General features: G+C 70.8%; 17 protein-coding genes. 8 read left to right on the top strand and 9 right to left on the bottom strand.

The annotated features are described in order from the left end of the window. Positions 1 to 17: 17 nt before the first annotated feature. The gene (locus tag ACTB72_RS06930; protein ID WP_463036255.1) at positions 18 to 1010 is read right to left on the bottom strand and encodes a helix-turn-helix domain-containing protein; all 993 of its coding nucleotides are present in this window, start codon (positions 1008 to 1010) and stop codon (positions 18 to 20) included. 271 nt (positions 1011 to 1281) lie between these two features. Between ACTB72_RS06930 and ACTB72_RS06925 the strand changes: the two genes are divergently transcribed. The 8 genes from ACTB72_RS06925 to ACTB72_RS06890 are packed head-to-tail and all read left to right on the top strand — an operon-like array spanning position 1282 to position 9439. Continuing rightward, entirely contained in the window at positions 1282 to 2922 is a 1641-nt protein-coding gene (locus ACTB72_RS06925) for an ABC transporter substrate-binding protein (protein ID WP_463036254.1), read from the top strand. Between the two features lie 5 nt (positions 2923 to 2927). Continuing rightward, positions 2928 to 3995: an ABC transporter permease gene (locus ACTB72_RS06920; RefSeq protein WP_463036253.1), complete on the top strand. Its 1068-nt coding sequence runs from the start codon at positions 2928 to 2930 to the stop codon at positions 3993 to 3995. 1 nt (position 3996) lies between these two features. Then, positions 3997 to 4839 (top strand): ABC transporter permease, encoded by an 843-nt coding sequence (locus ACTB72_RS06915; protein ID WP_463036252.1) that lies wholly within the window; start codon positions 3997 to 3999, stop codon positions 4837 to 4839. A 4-nt stretch (positions 4840 to 4843) separates the two neighbouring features. Next, positions 4844 to 5881 carry an ABC transporter ATP-binding protein gene (locus ACTB72_RS06910; protein ID WP_463036251.1) on the top strand — a complete coding sequence of 346 codons (1038 nt, stop codon included), beginning with the start codon at positions 4844 to 4846 and terminating at the stop codon, positions 5879 to 5881. Then, a complete protein-coding gene (locus ACTB72_RS06905) occupies positions 5878 to 6906 on the top strand; it encodes an ABC transporter ATP-binding protein (protein WP_463036250.1) in 1029 nt (342 codons plus the stop codon). Before ACTB72_RS06910 ends, ACTB72_RS06905 begins: the two co-directional genes overlap by 4 nt. 18 nt (positions 6907 to 6924) lie before the next feature. Next, a complete protein-coding gene (locus ACTB72_RS06900) occupies positions 6925 to 7560 on the top strand; it encodes a glutathione S-transferase N-terminal domain-containing protein (protein WP_463036249.1) in 636 nt (211 codons plus the stop codon). Position 7561: 1 nt separating this feature from the next. Then, complete coding sequence (locus ACTB72_RS06895) at positions 7562 to 8965, top strand: CoA transferase (protein ID WP_463036248.1); 1404 nt, start codon at positions 7562 to 7564, stop codon at positions 8963 to 8965. 45 nt (positions 8966 to 9010) lie between these two features. Then, positions 9011 to 9439, top strand: a complete 429-nt coding sequence (locus ACTB72_RS06890) for a cupin domain-containing protein (protein ID WP_463036247.1) — start codon at positions 9011 to 9013, stop codon at positions 9437 to 9439. 54 nt (positions 9440 to 9493) lie between these two features. Here the strand turns inward: ACTB72_RS06890 and leuD are convergent, their stop codons facing one another. The 8 genes from leuD to ACTB72_RS06850 all read right to left on the bottom strand — a co-directional run bounded on the left by leuD (position 9494) and on the right by ACTB72_RS06850 (position 16701). Then, positions 9494 to 10114: a 3-isopropylmalate dehydratase small subunit gene (leuD, locus tag ACTB72_RS06885; RefSeq protein ID WP_463036246.1), complete on the bottom strand. Its 621-nt coding sequence runs from the start codon at positions 10112 to 10114 to the stop codon at positions 9494 to 9496. A gap of 13 nt (positions 10115 to 10127) precedes the next feature. Further along, positions 10128 to 11522: a 3-isopropylmalate dehydratase large subunit gene (gene leuC / locus ACTB72_RS06880; protein ID WP_463036245.1), complete on the bottom strand. Its 1395-nt coding sequence runs from the start codon at positions 11520 to 11522 to the stop codon at positions 10128 to 10130. Positions 11523 to 11595: 73 nt separating this feature from the next. Next, a complete protein-coding gene (locus ACTB72_RS06875) occupies positions 11596 to 12483 on the bottom strand; it encodes an isocitrate lyase/PEP mutase family protein (protein ID WP_463036244.1) in 888 nt (295 codons plus the stop codon). Between the two features lie 4 nt (positions 12484 to 12487). Next, positions 12488 to 13315 (bottom strand): GntR family transcriptional regulator, encoded by an 828-nt coding sequence (locus ACTB72_RS06870; RefSeq protein WP_463036243.1) that lies wholly within the window; start codon positions 13313 to 13315, stop codon positions 12488 to 12490. After that, a complete protein-coding gene (locus ACTB72_RS06865) occupies positions 13312 to 14118 on the bottom strand; it encodes an ABC transporter permease (RefSeq protein ID WP_463036242.1) in 807 nt (268 codons plus the stop codon). Before ACTB72_RS06865 ends, ACTB72_RS06870 begins: the two co-directional genes overlap by 4 nt. Next, a complete protein-coding gene (locus ACTB72_RS06860; protein ID WP_463036241.1) occupies positions 14115 to 14864 on the bottom strand; it encodes an ABC transporter permease in 750 nt (249 codons plus the stop codon). The genes ACTB72_RS06865 and ACTB72_RS06860 overlap by 4 nt, the downstream gene beginning before the upstream one ends. Continuing rightward, complete coding sequence (locus tag ACTB72_RS06855) at positions 14861 to 15646, bottom strand: ABC transporter ATP-binding protein (protein WP_463036240.1); 786 nt, start codon at positions 15644 to 15646, stop codon at positions 14861 to 14863. The genes ACTB72_RS06860 and ACTB72_RS06855 overlap by 4 nt, the downstream gene beginning before the upstream one ends. Before the next feature lie 77 nt (positions 15647 to 15723). Then, the gene (locus ACTB72_RS06850; RefSeq protein WP_463036239.1) at positions 15724 to 16701 is read right to left on the bottom strand and encodes an ABC transporter substrate-binding protein; all 978 of its coding nucleotides are present in this window, start codon (positions 16699 to 16701) and stop codon (positions 15724 to 15726) included. Positions 16702 to 16951 lie beyond the last annotated feature (250 nt).

The raw sequence follows: 16951 nt of genomic DNA, 5'->3' as shown, positions 1-16951 counted from the left end.
GCCGGGACTGCTCCGCCTCAGCCGGCGCCGGATTTCCGGTAGGCGGCGGGCGAATGGCCCATGCGCTGCCGGAAGGCGGCGCTCAGATGGCTCTGGCTCGAAAACCCGCAGATCAGCGCGATTTCGACGATGGGCAGGTCGGTGGCGACGAGCAGCTCGCGCGCCCGCTCCAGCCGCCGTTGCAGCACGTATTGATAGGGCGTCATGCCGAACTGGCGGGCGAAGGCGCGGGGGAAGGCGTGCACGCCCATGCCGGCGGCGTCGGCCAGCGTCTCGATGCTGAGGTCTTCGGAAAGCGAGGCCTCGATGAAGTCCCGCGCCCGGCCCAGCCTGCGCGCCGCCGGCGTGTCGAGCGGCGGCGCGGCCGGCGCCTCCGCCCCCGCGCGGCGCAGCAGATGTGCGCCGAGCGCATGGGCGAGCGTGTCGACATAGAGCGACTCGCCCGCCCCCGGCGGCCCCTCCATCACCCGCAGGATGCCCATCGCCAGTTGCTCCAGCAGCGCGTCGGTGGCGCCGAATTCCAGCTTCAGCCGGGTCTCGCCGCCGGCGCCGGCGGCCAGTTCGCGGCCCAGCGTCTCCAGCATCCCGCGGCGCAGATAGAGCATCAGCATGTCCGACACCCCCGCGCGCCGCCATTCCGAGGGCTCGTGCGCCGGGATGATGAAAAACTGGCGGGGGAGGACGGTCCGGGTCTCCTGGCGCGCGTCGCCGCCCACCGCCCGGGTCAGCGTCACCGGGCGGTCGAGGCAGAAGGCGAGGCAGTAGTGGTCGACCGGGCTGAGCACCCCCGACCAGCCGTTGACCGTGGCGCGCGCGGCGTAGACGTCACGCCAGCCGCGGCCCTGGCTTTGGGCGTGCAGGCGGTTGCCGTCCCACAGGCCGATGCGGTGGGTCTGGGCGACCGACATCTCGTCACGGCCGCGGCCGAGATCGCGGCCCAGATCTCGGGCGTCGCGGTCGCCTTCGGGATCATGCGCGGATGCGGCCGCGCCCGGCGTCGCTGGATCCATTGCATGCATCCTGACCGTCGTCGGAAAAACTGCCCTTATTTAATCATGGCCGCTGGTTTTTCGAAAGACCGCGCGGCCTCGCATGAGTGAAACTCATCGCAACTGGCCGCCAAAGAAGCGCCGAATCAAACACTTGACGGAGGGTCGCCCTCCACTTGCCCATAAATTGGGCCTCGTTCGCCGCAGGGTTTTCGGATCGCGCCGCAAGGGCGGGGTCGGTCGCGCCCGACGCGGCCGAAACGAAGCCCGAAGCCAGGATCAGGAGTTCACCATGACCGCACGTTTCGTTCCCGTTCTCACACGCGGGCTCGCACGCGGGCTCGCCGTCAGCCTGATCGCGCTGGGACTCGGCCTCGCCGCGCCCGCCTCGCGCGCCGCCGAGCCCGCGCCGGTCGACGGCGGCATGCTGACCTTCGCGCTGTCGCCGGAGCCGCCGTTCATCCTGACCTCGATCAACACCACACTGCAGATGGGCATGGTCGGCTCCAAGATCATGGAGCCGCTGCTGACCCGCGGCGTGGACCTGACGCTGGAGCCGGTTCTGGCGAAAAGCTGGGAGGTCTCCGAGGACGGCCTCACCTACACCTTCCATCTGCGCGATGGCGTGACCTGGCATGACGGCACCCCCTTCACCTCCGAAGACGTGGCCTTCACCATCATGAAGGTGCTGAAGAAACTGCATCCCCGCGGCCGCTCGTCCTTCGCCAAGGTCGAGGCGGTGGAGACGCCGGATCCGCTGACCGCGGTGCTCAAGCTCTCCGAACCCGCCCCGCCGCTACTGGTGGCGCTCGCCTCGGGCTATGAGGCGCCGATGACGCCGAAGCATATCTTCGGCGGCACGGATATCGCGGCCAACCCCGCGATCAGCCATCCCATCGGCACCGGCCCGTTCATGTTCGTGGAATGGGAGAAGGGCAACTACATCCGCCTCGCGAAGAACCCGAATTACTGGCAGGCGGGCAAGCCGCATCTCGACGGCATCGTCTTCCGCATCATCAACGACGCCTCCGCCCGCGCCGCCGGGCTCGAGGCCGGCGAGATCCAGGTGGCGGGCCTCAGCCCGATCCCGCTCGCCGACATGAAGCGGATCGAGGCCGATCCCGACCTCGCCATCGACACCAACGGCTACGCCTACATGTCGCCCTTCATGCTGATGGAGGTGAACACCCGCCGCGCGCCGTTCTCCGACGTGCGGGTGCGCCAGGCGATGGCCTTCGCCATCAACCGCGCGCTGCTGACCAAGATCGTGTGGATGGGCTACGGCAAGCCCGCGACCAGCCCGATCCCGTCGCCGGTGGCCGAATATCATGCGACGAGCGGCATCCCCGCCTATGACTACGATCCGTCGAAGGCCAAGGCGCTGCTGGACGAGGCCGGGCTGAAGCCGGGCGCGGACGGGGTGCGCTTCAGGATGGTGCTCGATCCGGTGCCGCTGGGCACGGACTACATGCGCCATGGCGAGTTCATCAAGCAGCAGCTGGGCCAGGTCGGCATCCAGGTGGAGCTGCGCAGCCAGGACCTGCCGTCCTTCTTCCGTCGCGCCTACACCGACTATGATTTCGACGCGACCAGCCTCTATTACGGCGCCTTCGCCGATCCGACCCAAGGCGTGCAGCGCCTGTTCTGGACCAAGTCGATCCAGCAGGGCGTCGTCTTCACCAACAACACCGGCTATTCGAACCCCGAGATGGACAAGGTCATCGAGGCCGCCCAGTCGGAGAACGATCCGGCCGAGCGCAAGGCGCTTTATCTCGAGATGCAGCGCATCGCGATGACCGACCTGCCGGTGATCCCGATCATGGAGACGAAGTTCGCCACCGTCGCCTCGGCCCGCTTCCACAACCACACCCTCACCTCCGACGGGGTGATCGGCGGCAGCTTCGCCGACGCCTGGCTCGCGCCGCGGGACTGAGCGCGATGGCGAGCCTTCCCGACCTCCCCCCGGGTCCGACCTCGACCCTGAGCCAACGGACGACGAGGGCCCTCGCGGCCCTCGCCGCCCTGCCCCTCGCGGCGGAGATCCGCTTCGCGGTCCGTCGCCTGGTGCGGGCCCTGCCGCTGCTGCTGGCGGTGGTGGCGTTCAACTTCATCCTGCTCAAGCTCGCCCCCGGCGACGCGGCCGAGGTGATGGCGGGCGAGGCGGCGGCGGCGACGCCGGAATACCTCGCCGACCTGCGGGCGCGCTTCGGGCTCGATCAGCCGGTGCACATGCAGCTTCTCAACTACTTCTGGCGGCTCGCCCATCTCGATCTGGGCTATTCGTTCCGCCACAACATGTCGGTGCTCGACCTGCTGATGGGGCGGCTGCCGGCGACGATGATCCTGATGCTCAGCGCGCTGCTGCTGTCGGTCACGCTCGGCGCGATCCTCGGCGTGGTGGCGGCCAACCGGGTGAATTCCTGGCGCGACACCCTGATCTCGATCTTCGCCATGCTCAGCTTCGCGACGCCGGTGTTCTGGCTGGGGCTGATGATGATCGTGCTGTTTTCGGTCCGCCTCGGCTGGCTGCCGTCGAGCGGGATGGAGAGCATCGCCGCCGGCCACACCGGCCTCGCCTATATCGGGGACGTGGCACGGCACATGCTGATGCCGGTGACCACGCTCGCGATGTTCTACGTGGCGGTCTACACGCGGGTGATGCGCGCCTCGATGCTCGAGGTGTTCAACCAGGACTATGTGACCACCGCCAAGGCCAAGGGCCTTTCCGCCCGCCGGGTCACGCTGCGCCATGTGTTCCGCAACGCGCTTCTGCCGCTGGTGACGCTCTTCGGGGTGCAGATCGGGGCGATGCTGGGCGGGTCGGTGCTGGTGGAGACGGTGTTCTCCTGGCCCGGCCTCGGGCGGCTGGCGTTCGAGGCGGTCTATCAGCGCGACCTCAACCTGCTGCTGGGGATCCTGCTGATCTGCTCGGTGCTGGTCATCGTCGCCAACATCCTCGTCGACATCGCCTACACCCGCCTCGACCCCCGGATCAGGATGCACTGACATGAAGAACTTCAGGGACTTCGCGCGCCGCTTCGGGCGCAACCGGGCGGCGGTGATCGGCGTGGCGATCCTGCTGGCGGTGGTCGTCATGGCGGTCTCGGCGCCGCTGCTCTACCCCGACGATCCGTGGAACATGGTGGCGATGCCCTTCACCTGGCCGGGCGAGGACGCCTCGGTCTGGCTCGGCTCGGACATGATGGGGCGGGACCTGGGGTCCGGCCTCTTCCACGGCGCGAAGGTCTCGCTGATCATCGGGCTCGCGGCCACCGGCATGGCGGTGACGGTGGGCACGCTGGTCGGCGCGGTCGCGGGCTACTATCGCGGCCTGCCCGACGAGCTGCTGATGCGGGTCACCGAGCTTTTCCAGACCATCCCGCAGTTCATCTTCGCGGTGGTGGTGGTGGCGATCCTCACCCCCTCGGTGCTCAACGTCACGCTCGCCATCGCGGTGGTGTCCTGGCCCTCCGTCGCGCGGCTGGTGCGGGGCGAGTTCCTGGCCCTGCGCGAACGCGAATTCGTGCAGTCCGCCGTCGCCATCGGCATGGGCGACCTGCGCATCATCTTCACCCAGATCCTGCCCAACGCGCTCGGCACGATCATCGTCACCGGCTCGCTGATGGTGGCGACCGCGATCCTGACCGAGGCGGGGCTCGCCTTTCTCGGCCTCGGCGATCCGAATGTGATGAGCTGGGGGACCATCATCGGGGCCGGGCGCGATGCGCTGCGCACCGCCTGGTACATCACCGCCATCCCCGGGGTCGCCATCCTGCTGACCGTCCTCGCCCTCAACCTGGTGGGGGAGGGGCTGAACGACGCCCTCAACCCCCGCCTCAAGAACCGGTGACGCCATGCCCGAAGCGATGACCGACGCGCCGCTTTTCGAGATCGAGGACCTGCACACCCATTTCTTCACCCCCCGCGGCGTGATGAAGGCGGTGAACGGCGTCTCGCTGACCGTGAACCGGGGCGAGATCCTGGCGGTGGTCGGCGAATCCGGCTGCGGCAAGTCGGTGACCGCCATGTCGATCCTGCGCCTGATCCCGACCCCGCCGGGGCGCATCGTCTCGGGCCGCATCCTGTTCCAGGGGCGCGATCTGGCGGCGATGACCGAGGATCAGCTGCGCGAGATCCGCGGGGCCGATATCTCGATGATCTTTCAGGAGCCGATGACCTCGCTCAACCCGGTCCTGACCATCGAGGAGCAGGTGGCCGAAAGCCCGATCCGCCACAAGCGCCTGACCCGCCGCGCGGCGCGGGAGCGGGTGGTGGAGCTGCTGACGCTGGTCGGCCTCTCCGACCCCGTCAAGCGGCTGACCCAGCACCCGCATGAGCTGTCGGGCGGCATGCGCCAGCGGGTGATGATCGCCATGGCGCTCGCCTGCGACCCCAAGCTCCTGATCGCGGACGAGCCGACCACCGCGCTCGACGTCACCGTGCAGGCCCAGATCCTCGATCTGCTGATGGAGATGCGCGACCGGCTCGGCATGGCCATCGTGCTGATCACCCATGACCTCGGCGTGGTGGCGGAAACCGCGGACCGGGTGGCGGTGATGTATGCGGGCCGCAAGGTGGAGGAGGCGCCGGTGGATCGCCTGTTCCGCCAGCCCCGCCATCCCTACACTCAAGGCCTAATCCGGGCGACGCCCGACGCCGCCGGCAAGACCGCGGGCGGGCGCCCCGGTCGGCTGGCCGAGATCCCCGGCATGGTCCCGCCCCTGCACGCGATGCCCGAGGGCTGCGCTTTCGCGCCGCGCTGCAGCTTCGCGCTCGACGCCTGCCGCGCCGCGGTCCCGCCGCTCACGGGGCGCGATCCCGCCCACCGCGTCGCCTGCATCCGCGCCGACGAGGCCGCCCTCGCCCTGCGCCATCCGGAGCCCGTCGCATGAGACAGCCCATTCTGGTCGTCAACGATCTGGTCAAACGCTTCCCCGCCCCGGGCGGCCGCGTGGTGCATGCGGTCGACGGCGTCTCGCTCGATCTGGCGGCGGGGGAGACGCTGAGCCTGGTGGGCGAGTCCGGCTGCGGAAAGTCCACGCTCGGCAAAACCATCATGCGGCTGCACCCGGCGACGTCGGGGTCGGTGAAGATCGACGGGCGCGAGATCACCTCCGCCACCCGCGCCACTTTGCGCCCGCTGCGCCGCGACCTGCAGATGGTGTTCCAGGACCCGTTCGCCTCGCTCAATCCGCGGGTTTCGGTGGGGCGCGCGATCGAGGAGCCGATGCTGGTCCAGAAGACCGCCGGACGGAAGGAACGCCTCGCCCGCGTCGCCTGGCTGCTGGACCGGGTGGGCCTGCCCGCCGACGCGGCCCGGCGCCATCCGCACGAATTCTCCGGCGGCCAGCGCCAGCGCATCGGCATCGCGCGGGCGCTGGCGCTGAACCCGCGGGTGATCATCTGCGACGAGCCGGTCTCGGCGCTCGACGTGTCGGTGCGCGCGCAGGTGCTGAACTTGCTGGAGGACCTGAAGGCGGAATTCGGCCTCGCCTATCTCTTCATCTCGCATGACCTGTCGGTGGTGGAATACGTTTCCGACCGGGTGGCGGTGATGTATCTGGGCCGGATCGTCGAGGTCGCGGGCCGGGACGAGATCTGGCGCCGGCCGCTGCACCCCTACACCCGCGCCCTGATCGACGCGGCGCCGGTGGCGGACCCCGCCCGGCGCGGGCGCAAACGCATCCGGCTGCAGGGGGAGATCCCGAGCCCGGTCTCGCCCCCCTCCGGCTGCCGGTTCCGCACCCGCTGCCCGCTGGCGATTCCTCGCTGCGCCGAGGAGGTCCCGCAACTGACCGCGGCCACGGGCGGCGGTCTCGTCGCCTGCCACCGCGCCTTCGAGACCGAGGCCGTCGCCGCCATGCCGGCCGAGGCGTCCCCCACCCTGCCGGGCGCCCGCCGCCTCGCCGCCCTCTGACCCCAAGGAGCCCCGCCCATGTATCGCCTGATCAGCGCCACCCCGAGCCCCTACGCGCGGAAAGTCCGCATCCAGCTCGCCGAAAAGGGCATCCTGTTCGAGCTGATCACCGAAGTCCCCTGGAACTCCGACACCACGACGCCGCAATTCAACCCGCTGGAGAAGCTGCCGGTCCTGATCCTCGAGGACGGCGGGTCGGTCTACGAATCCCGCTACATCAACGAGTGGATCGAGGCGAAGCACCCCGAGCCGCCCCTGGTTCCCGAGGGCCTCGACGACCGGCTGGCGGTGAAGCGGTTCGAGATCCTCGGCGACGGGATCTGCGACGCGCTGGTGCTGATGTTCTTCGAGAAGGGCCGCGCGCCGGAGAAGCGCAGCCCCGAATGGCACGCCCGCCAGAGCCGCAAGGTCAACGGCGGCCTGCGCGAGATCGAGCGTCTGGTCGGCGACGGGGAATTCACCTGGGGCGGACGCTTCACCCAGGCCGACATCTCCGTCGGCTCGCTGCTCAAATATTTCGACGTGCGCTGGCCGGATTTCCCGTGGCGGGACCGTCACCCGAGCCTCTCGGCCCTATCCGACCGGCTGGAGGCGCGGCCGTCCTTCGCCGCGACCGTGCCGGTGGCGCAGGTGATCCGCGACCGGGTCGCCTGACATGGCGCCTGTGCCCAACGCGGCGATGGTGCCCACGATGCAGGGGCGCCTGGCGGAGCTCATCGCCCATATCGGCCTCGCCGACGCCCCCCCGGCCCGGTTCGACGCCGACGGCGCCGCGCCCGGCTGCCGTGCTGCGGTGGGCGAGGCCGCCGCCGTCGCCATCGCCGCCTGCGCGCTGACCGCAGACAAGCTCCGGCGGCCAGGCCGGAGGGCGCAGGAGATTTCCGTCTCCACCCTGCATGCCGCCGCCTCGCTCCGCTCCTTCATGCTGCTGACGCTCGACGGCGCCTCGCAAGGGGGCGCGCCGTCGGACGACACGCCCCTCGCCCGGTTTCACAAGACCCGCGACGGACGCGACTTCTTCATTCACGGGGTGCTGCCGCATCTGGCGGAGGGCACGCTGAGCGTGCTCGGTCTCGACCATGCGAGCCATGACGGGATCGCCGCCGCGGTCGCCGGGCGCGACGCGGCCGAGCTGGAGGACGCGCTCGCCGACGCCCGCATGTGCGGCTGCTACGCCCGAACGCGGGCGGAGTGGGAGGCGCATCCCCAGGGCCGGCGCAACGCCGCCGCCGGCCCGGTCGAGATATTTCGGATCGGCGACGCGCCGCCCGAACCGCTCCCCCCCGGCGAACGCCCGCTGGACGGCGTGCGGATGCTGGACCTGACCCGCATCCTCGCCGGCCCGACCTGCGGGCGCACGCTGGCCGAACATGGGGCCGAGGTGCTGCTGATCAGCTCCCCCGACCTGCCCAGCGTCCCGTCCTTCGTGCTCGACACCGGCCACGGCAAACGCTCCGCCTGGCTGGATCTGGAGCAGGCGGGGGACGTGGCGGCGCTGAAGCGGCTCGCCGCCGGGGCGGATGTGTTCAGCCAGGGCTACCGGACCGGCAGTCTCGCGCGGCGGGGTCTGGCGCCCGAGGATCTGGCGCGGATCCGGCCCGGGATCGTCTACGTGTCGATCAATTGCTACGGGCATGACGGGCCGTGGTCAGGGCGGCCGGGCTGGGATCAGCTCGGCGTCGCGGCCACCGGGCTCGCGCATGTGCAGGGCGGCGAGGGGCCGCCCTCGCTGATGCCCGCCGCCGCCTGCGATTACGTCACCGGCTATCTCGGCGCGCTCGGCGCCATGGCGGCGCTGGCCCGGCGGGCGACCGAGGGCGGCAGCTGGCATGTCCGGGTGTCGCTCGCCCAGACTGGCGCCTGGCTGCGCGATTTCGCAGCCCCGCGGGATCTCGAGGCCGCGCCGGACGCGTCCGTTCCGGCGGCGTTCCTGCAGGACAGCCGCACCGCGCAGGGGCTTCTGCGCCACCTCGCCCCCGTCGCCCGGATGTCGGCGACCCCGCCGCGCTGGGCGCGCCCCGCGGCCCCGCTCGGCGCCGACCCCGCCGCCTGGGCCTGAGCGGCGCCGCCCCCCTTCTCGCCGATGAATAAGCTGGAGCTCCAGATGACGCAGAACAAAGTCGCCGTGTCGCCCGACGAAGTCGACACGATCATGTCCTCCTGGGTGACCGGCAAGGTGCTGGCCGAACCCGCGATCAACGCCATGCGCAATCTCAGCGCGGTGTCGATCCACTTCGCGCCCGGCCAGGGCCACGCGCGCCACAACCATCCCGGGTCGGAGCAGCTGATCTTCGTGCTGGGCGGCGAGGCCGAGATGATGATCGAGTTCGAGGAGGGCCGCCCCTCGCGCCGCCGGATCCGCCCCGGCGACCTGGTCTCGATCCCCCGCGGCGCCTACCACTCGACCTTCAACACGGGATGGGAGCCGGTGCGCATCCTCGCGGTCTACTCGCCCCCCGGTCCCGAGGCCGACATGCGCAGCTCCGCCGAGTTCGAGATCATCCCCGCCGAGCAGACGCCGATCCCCGGCTGATCACCGCGGGGCGGTCGCGGCGAGGCCTGACGGTCTCGCCGCGCCCCGGCCGCCTCAGGCGACGGGCAGGCGGTCGAGCCAGCCGACCTCCTGCGCCTGGCGGGCCTCGAAGGCGGCGATCTCCGCTTCGTGGCCGAGGGTCATGTCGATCACGTCCACCCCGCGCAGCAGGCAGTCCTTCCGAAAAGCGTCGATCTCGAACCGGTCCTCGCGCCCGTCCGGCCCGGTCACGGTCTGCGCGCGCAGGTCGACCGACAGCGCCGCGCCGGGGGCGGCTTCGAGGATGGCGAGCAGCGCCTCGACCCGCTCGGCCGGCAGGCGGACCGGAAGGGCCCCGTTCTGGAGGCAGTTGTTGAAGAAGATATCCCCGAAGCTCGGCGCGACGAAGGCGCGGAAGCCGTTGTCGATCAGCGTGGTCACCGCCGATTCCCGCGACGAGCCGCAGCCGAAGTTGCGCCCGGCGACCAGGATCCGGGCGCCCGCATAATCCGCGCGGTTCATCGGGAAACCGGGGCGAAGCGCGCCGTCGCGGTCGAAGCGCAGGTCGCGGAAGCAGGCCTCGCGCTGCGCCTCGCGCCCGCGGGCCAGATAGCGGGCGGGAATGATCTGGTCGGTGTCGACATTGGCGGCGTTCAGCGGCATCGCCGGCGCGCGCAGGGTGTCGAAGGCGTCCATGGCGATCCCTTTCTCAGGCCAGCAGGCGGCGGATGTCGGCGAAGCGGCCCTCGATGGCCGCGGCGGCGGCCATGGCGGGGCTGACCAGATGGGTGCGCACCCCCTGCCCCTGCCTTCCCTGGAAATTGCGGTTGGTGGTCGAGGCCACCCGCTCCCCCGGCCGCCCCGTATCGCCGTTCATGCCCACGCACATCGAACATCCGGGCTCGCGCCACTCGAACCCCGCGTCGCGGAACACCACGTCCAGCCCCTCCGCCTCCGCCTGGCGTTTCACGAGGCCCGATCCGGGGACCACCCAGGCCGGGCGCGCGGTCTTGCGGCCGCGGGCGACGGCGGCGGCGGCGCGCAGATCCTCGATCCGGGAATTGGTGCAGGAGCCGATGAACACCCGATCGACCTCGATGGCCTCGATCGCCGTGCCCGGCGTCAGGCCCATGTAGTCGAGCGTTCGGCGCATGGCATCGCCCGCGGCCTGATCGGGCGCGGCGGCGGGATCGGGGATGCGGCCGTCAATGGGCGCCGCGTCCTCGGGCGAGACGCCCCAGGTGACCATCGGGGCCAGCGCGCCCGCGTCCAGCGTCACCTCGCGGTCGAAGACGGCGTCCTCGTCGGTGACGAGGCCGCGCCAATGCGCCTCCGCCCGCTCCAGATCGGCGCCCTGCGGCGCATAGGGGCGGCCGCGGAGGTAGTCGAGCGTGGTCTCGTCGGGGGCGACCATGCCGGCGCGGGCCCCGGCCTCGATCGACATGTTGCAGAGCGTCAGGCGCCCCTCGATGGTCAGCGCCCGCACCGCCGCCCCGGCGTATTCGATGACATGCCCCGTAGCCCCGCCGGCGCCGATGCGCGCGATGAGCGCGAGCGCCATGTCCTTGGCGACGACCCCCGCCGGGGCCCGGCCCTCGATGCGGATGCGCATGGATTTCGGGCGGCGCTGCCACAGGCACTGCGTCGCCATCACATGCGCCACTTCCGACTGGCCGATGCCGAAGGCGAGCGCCCCCAGCGCCCCGTGGGTGGAGGTGTGGCTGTCGCCGCAGACCATGGTCAGCCCCGGCTGGGTCACCCCCTGCTCCGGCCCCACCACATGGGCGATGCCCTGGCGCGCGTCGCCGAGGTCGAAGAGGGTGAAGCCGTGGCGGGCGGCGTTGTCGGCGATCTGCTCCAGCGCGCGGCGGCGCAGCGGCTCCAGCGGGCCGGCGCCGCCGGTGGCGACGAAATGGTCCGGCGTGGCGAAGGTCCGGTCCGGGCGGCGCAGCGGCAGGCCGCGCTCGTGCAGCAGCCCGAAGCAGCCGGCGGACCCGTCATGCATCAGGTGCCGGTCGATATAGAGCAGCGTGTAGCCGTCGTCGCGCTCGACCACGGCGTGGCGCGCCCAGATGCGATCGAAGAGAGTGCGAGGGGTCGTCATCGGTGGCCTCCCGGGGCGCTCGTGGTCGTCGGGCCGGAGGGCGGGTCGTGCCGCCCTCCGGATCAGGCGCCCGCTATTCGGCGGCGGCGCGGGACGTGGGCGCGGCGTCGGCGGGGTCGCGGAAGGCGGTGCGCCGCTCGTCCCACGCGGCCGCGTCGAAGCGGGCGAAAAGCGCGCCGGGGGAGGAGCGGCTGGGCGGGAAGCGGTCCTCGCGCAGGTCGGCCAGCAGCGCGTCGCAGCTTTCCATGATCCCCCTCAGCAGCAGCCCCGGCACGATGGACAGGGCGAAGCCCATCGCCCGCGCCTCGGCGATGGAGAGGTCCGGGCTCTTGCCCCCGCGCACCATGTTGAAGAGGCACGGGCCCTTGATCAGGCGGGGGACGGCGGCGACCTCCTCCAGGCTCTGCGGCGCTTCGACGAAGATCATGTCGGCCCCGGCGGCGAGCGCGAGGTTGCCGCGCGCGATGGCCTCCTCGAACCCCGCCGGCCCGCGGGCGTCGGTGCGCGCGATGATGGCGAAGTCGGGCGAGCGGCGCGCGGCGGCGGCGGCGCGGATCTTGGCGGCGAAGTCCTCGCGGCTCGCCAGCGCCTTGTCGTCGAGATGCCCGCATTTCTTCGGAAAAGCCTGATCCTCGATATGGATCGCGGCGACGCCCGCGCGCTCGAACTCCTGCACCGTGCGCCAGACGTTCAATTCGTTGCCGTAGCCGGTGTCGGCGTCCGAGATCAGCGGCAGGTCCGAGGCGTGGACGATGCGCTGGGCGTTCGCCACCATCTCGGTCATCGTGACCAGCCCGTAATCGGGATAGCCGAGCGACATCGAGGTGCCCGCCCCGGTCATGTAGACGGCGGAGAAGCCCGCCGCCGCCACCATGCGGCCGGTGATGCCGTCGATGGCGCCGGGGGCGACGATCATCTCGCCCTTGGCCAGAAGCGCGCGCAGGGAAGCGGCGTGGGTCATGCGATCATTCCTCATGCTTCGGGTCGGCTTTCGCCGGGATGACGGGCCCTTCGAGCGTTCCAAGGCCGAAATCGTAGCGCAGGCGCATCCGGTCGGGGGGGGCGAGGACCTCGACATATTCCACCACGCGGCCATCGCGCGCGATCATCAGGCAGCGCAGATCGACCAGCGCCGCGCCGATATGCACGCCGAGCCGGGAGGCTGCGAGCGGATCGGCCAGCGCCGCCGACACCAGCTGACGGGTGGCGATGACCTCGGCCCCGGCGCGCGCCAAGAGGGCGTGGAGGGGCTGGGCGCCGAGCTCCTCCTCGGTCCAGGTCCGGCCCAGAACCTCGGGGACGTAGCTGGTCAGCACCGCCATCGGCGCATCGTCGATGGAGCGCACCCGGACCGCGCGCTGCACCTGGGCCTGATCGCCCCGCCACAGGCGCTGGCGGGCGAAGCCGCGGGCCTCGACATATTCGAACTCCAGCACCCGGGCGACGGTCTCGGCCCCCATGGCGATGATGTTGCTGACGATGGAGCCGCCGGCCCCGCGCACCGGGTCTCCCAGCCCGCGGACCCGGGTGCGCTTGCCCGAGCCGCGCTCGATCAGCCCGTTCTCGTGCAGCGAGCTCATCGCCCGACGCACGGTGATGCGGGAGACGCCGTAGATCTCGGTCAGCCGCTCCTCGGTCGGCAGGGCGTCGCCCTTCTCGTAGCGGCCGGACGCGATGGCATCCGACAGGACGAGATAGAGCTGATGATGCAGCGGCGACCCCCGGTCGCGGTCGAGCCCCACCGGCTCGATCCCCTGCTCGCCGTCGCGCCGGCTTTCGCGCGGGCCCGTCATGCGCCATGCCCCGCGGGAGCGACGCCGCGCCGGAGCCTGCGGTCGACGGCCAGCAGCGCCATGTTGGCCGACACCGCGAAGATCGAGATCAGGACGGCGATGGCGAGGATGGTCTGCACGTCATGCAGGTCGATGGCCTTCATCAAGAGGAAGCCGAGGCCGCGCTGGGAGGCGAACAATTCCCCCAGCATGGTCCCGAGCAGGGTCAGCGAGAACCCCAGCCGCAGACCGGCGAAGACCTCCGGCAGGGCCGCGGGCAGCAGGATGTGGCGGGCCTGCTGCAGCCCGCTCAGGCGCATCGCCCGCCCGGCGCGCAGCTGCGCGGCCGGCACGTTGCGCACGGCGTTCAGGGTGAACAGCGCGACCGGGATGATGCCGTGGAAGGCCCCGAACGCGACCTTCGCCTGCATCCCCAGCCCGAACAGCAGCAGGATCACCGGATAGAGCGTCACCTTGGGCAGCGAATAGAGCGTCACCAGGATCGGCTCGGCCACTTCGCCGGTCAGGCGGTGGCCCCCCAGCAGCAGGCCGATCACCACGCCTCCGATCCAGGCGATGGCCAGCGCCTGGCCGAAGGCCATCGCGGTTTCGGCCAGATGCGGCAGGAAGCGGGCCTGCCCGACCATGTGCAGCAGATGCGACAGCGTCGGCAGCGGCGCGGTGATCGCCACGTCGCCGGCGAGCTCGTGCATCAGCTGCCAGCCGATCAGGAGGGTCGCGATGATCAGGACCGGATCGCGCAGGTCGCGCAGGATGTTCAAGGCGCGGGCGGACCCGCGGGTGGGGGCGGCGGCGGCGGTCACAGGCCTCTCCGTTTCAGCATCCGACGCTCCCAGGCGAAGACGGTCATGTTGAAGCTCGTCACCAGGGTCAGCACGATCAGGATCAGCGCGTACATGCGCCGGTTGTCGAAATTGTCGTAGGCGTAGGCGATCTCGTGCCCGATGCCCTCGGTCGACATGATGAACTCGCCCGCGATCACCCCGATGAAGGAATAGGCCACCGCCAGCTTCAGCCCCGACAGGATATGCGGCGCGGCGGCGGGCAGGCGCACGCGGCGGATCTCCTCGATCAGACCGAGGCGATGCACCCGCGCGGTCTTGGCCAGCACCGCCGGCACCCGGTCGAGCCCGGTCATGGTGGCGAGGATCATCGCCACCATCGCGAACATCGTGGCGAGGACGATCAGCGGGGTGCGCCCCAGTCCGAAGATCACGATCAGCAGCGGATAGAAGGCGATATGCGGGATCGAGTAATAGGAGGCGAGGAACGGCGTCAGCGCGCGCCGCAGCGGCGGCAGGCGGGTCAGGGCGAAGCCGATGCAGAATCCGCCCGCGACCGCGATGACCATGGCGACGGCCACCGCCTGCACCGTCACGCCGAAATGGCGCCAGAAGTCGGGATCGCCCAGCGCCTCGACGACGCCGAGAACCATGGCCGAGGGCGCGACCACCATGGTCGGCTTGATCGCGCCGCTGCGGCAGGCGATCTCCAGGCCCGCCACGGCCCCCACGATCAGGATGGTGCGCAGGAGGCCGGCGAGGCTCATGCCCGCGCCTCGGCGGCCTGGCCCTGGCCCATGGCGCGCAGGGACTCGCCCCGCAGCAGCGACCACAGGCGCGCGGTCACCGCCCCGAATTCCGGCCGTTCGGCGAGGCTGGACTCGCGCGCGCGGTCCCAGCCGGTCTCCACCACCTCGATGAAGCGCCCCGGGCGGGCGGACATGACGCCGATGCGGTCCGACAGCAGGTTCGCCTCGTCGAGCGCGTGGGTGATCAGCATCACCGTGGCCCCGGTCTCGCGCCACAGGCGCAACAGTTCGTCGCCCATCAGCAGCCGCGTCTGCTGGTCGAGCGCCCCGAAAGGCTCGTCGAGCAGGATCAGCCGGGGCTGCATCACCAGCGTGCGCGCGATGCACACCCGCTGGCGCATGCCGCCCGAAAGCTGGCTGGGATAGGCCCGGCGGAAATCGCGCAGGCCCATGAAGCCGATGGCGAAATCCACGCGGGCCCGGGTCTCGGCCGCGTCGGCTCCCGCCCGGCGCAGGCCGAAGGCGACGTTGTCCTCGACGTTGAGCCAGGGGAAGCTCGCGTCGTCCTGGAAGACCACGCCGACCCCGTCGGGCACGCGGCCGTCGACCGCCGCGCCCTCGAAGGTCACGGTCCCCTCGGTCGGGCGCGCCAGGCCCGCGAGCACGTCGAGCAGGGTCGACTTCCCGCAGCCCGAGGGGCCGACGACCGAGAAGAACTCCCCTTGCCGCAGATCGAAGCTGATCGGCCCGAGGGCGTGGACCGCGTTCCCGCCCGAGCGGGCGGGATAGATGCGCGTCACGCTCTCGATCCGGGCGTGAGGCGCGCGCGCCGCCGCCGATGCGGGCGAAACAGGCGTCGCGAAGGCGGCGGCGGTCCTCATTGCGTGGCCTTCGCGTCGAGCAGGCTTTCGTCGACATAGGCGGTCCAGTCGAGCGGCAGGTCCACCAGGCCGACGCTGGCCATCATCTTGGCCATGCCGTCCATCGCCGCGTAGTCGATGTCGCCCGCGCCCCACCAATGGTCGGTCATCGCGCGAATGTTGGCGATGGCGGCGGCGACGATGGCGGGCTCCATGTCGTAGACCTTGCCGATGATCGCCGCGGCTTCCTCGGGCTGGTCGTACATGAACTGAACGGCCTTGGCGCGGGCGGCGAGGATCGCCCGGATCTGCTCGGGCCTGGCGGCGAGCATCTCCTCGGTCACGATGCCGACGGTGCCGGCGGAATAGGGCGACAGCGCGCTCAGCCAGGGCAGGACCTGGTAGTCGGCGCCGGCGGCCTTCTTGCGCGAATAGATCGGCTCGGGGATGATCGCCACGTCGATCTCGTTGTGCTCGAGCGCGGTCAGGCCCGCGCCGAAATCGCCGATGGCCACCATCTTCACGTCTTCGGGCTTCAACCCCGCGGCCTCGACGATGCCGAGCAGGATCGCCTCGCTGACCGATTTGGGGCGCGAATAGACCAGGCGCTTGCCCTTCAGATCCTCGGCGTTGTCCAGCTTCTCGCCGGGGCGGGTGACCAGCAGGGCGGAGCTTCCGGCGGTCGACATCGACACGATGCGGATCGGGAACCCCTCCTTGATCGCCGAGATCGCGGCCGGCAGGGCCACTTCGGCGAAGGGCGTGTCGCCGGCCATCATGTTGCGCACCGAGGTGCCGCCGCCCTTGGAGGTGAGGATGCCGGAGACGTCGGCGCCGGCCTCCTTGAAGAACCCCTTCTCCATCGCGACGGCGTAGGGCGCGCCATACATCAGCGACCCGTAATGGGTGACGACGATGTCGGCGGCCTCTACGGGCGCGCCGATGGCGGCCCAGGCCAGCGCGGCGGCGCCGGCCAGATGCTTCGTCAGCTTCATGTCTTCCTCCCAAGGAGCGTCCGACCGTCTTCCGCGGTCGAATCATTATGGTGTTATGACATTATGTTTTAGGTTGTTTTGGTGTCAACGGCATTGCGGCGCGACGGGCCTTGCGCCCTCCTGCGCGGCGAGAACGCGACGGCCATCGCGCGGACGGGATCAGCGGCGGCAGGCGGTCTTGAAAGTGGAAGGCGCTTGAGGATGAGAGCGGTCGTCTCGGGAGGCGCGCGGCGGACCTCGCGCAGGGGTC

It is taken from the genome of Albimonas sp. (genome assembly GCF_055129145.1).
This window is presented reverse-complemented; position numbering and strand designations above follow the sequence as displayed.

Coding starts and splice junctions, on each gene's coding strand:
- ACTB72_RS06930 (WP_463036255.1), bottom strand. CDS start 1,010: ATGGATCCAGCGACGCCGGGCGCGGCCGCATCCGCGCATGATCCCGAA.
- ACTB72_RS06925 (WP_463036254.1), top strand. CDS start 1,282: ATGACCGCACGTTTCGTTCCCGTTCTCACACGCGGGCTCGCACGCGGG.
- ACTB72_RS06920 (WP_463036253.1), top strand. CDS start 2,928: ATGGCGAGCCTTCCCGACCTCCCCCCGGGTCCGACCTCGACCCTGAGC.
- ACTB72_RS06915 (WP_463036252.1), top strand. CDS start 3,997: ATGAAGAACTTCAGGGACTTCGCGCGCCGCTTCGGGCGCAACCGGGCG.
- ACTB72_RS06910 (WP_463036251.1), top strand. CDS start 4,844: ATGCCCGAAGCGATGACCGACGCGCCGCTTTTCGAGATCGAGGACCTG.
- ACTB72_RS06905 (WP_463036250.1), top strand. CDS start 5,878: ATGAGACAGCCCATTCTGGTCGTCAACGATCTGGTCAAACGCTTCCCC.
- ACTB72_RS06900 (WP_463036249.1), top strand. CDS start 6,925: ATGTATCGCCTGATCAGCGCCACCCCGAGCCCCTACGCGCGGAAAGTC.
- ACTB72_RS06895 (WP_463036248.1), top strand. CDS start 7,562: ATGGCGCCTGTGCCCAACGCGGCGATGGTGCCCACGATGCAGGGGCGC.
- ACTB72_RS06890 (WP_463036247.1), top strand. CDS start 9,011: ATGACGCAGAACAAAGTCGCCGTGTCGCCCGACGAAGTCGACACGATC.
- leuD (WP_463036246.1), bottom strand. CDS start 10,114: ATGGACGCCTTCGACACCCTGCGCGCGCCGGCGATGCCGCTGAACGCC.
- leuC (WP_463036245.1), bottom strand. CDS start 11,522: ATGACGACCCCTCGCACTCTCTTCGATCGCATCTGGGCGCGCCACGCC.
- ACTB72_RS06875 (WP_463036244.1), bottom strand. CDS start 12,483: ATGACCCACGCCGCTTCCCTGCGCGCGCTTCTGGCCAAGGGCGAGATG.
- ACTB72_RS06870 (WP_463036243.1), bottom strand. CDS start 13,315: ATGACGGGCCCGCGCGAAAGCCGGCGCGACGGCGAGCAGGGGATCGAG.
- ACTB72_RS06860 (WP_463036241.1), bottom strand. CDS start 14,864: ATGAGCCTCGCCGGCCTCCTGCGCACCATCCTGATCGTGGGGGCCGTG.
- ACTB72_RS06850 (WP_463036239.1), bottom strand. CDS start 16,701: ATGAAGCTGACGAAGCATCTGGCCGGCGCCGCCGCGCTGGCCTGGGCC.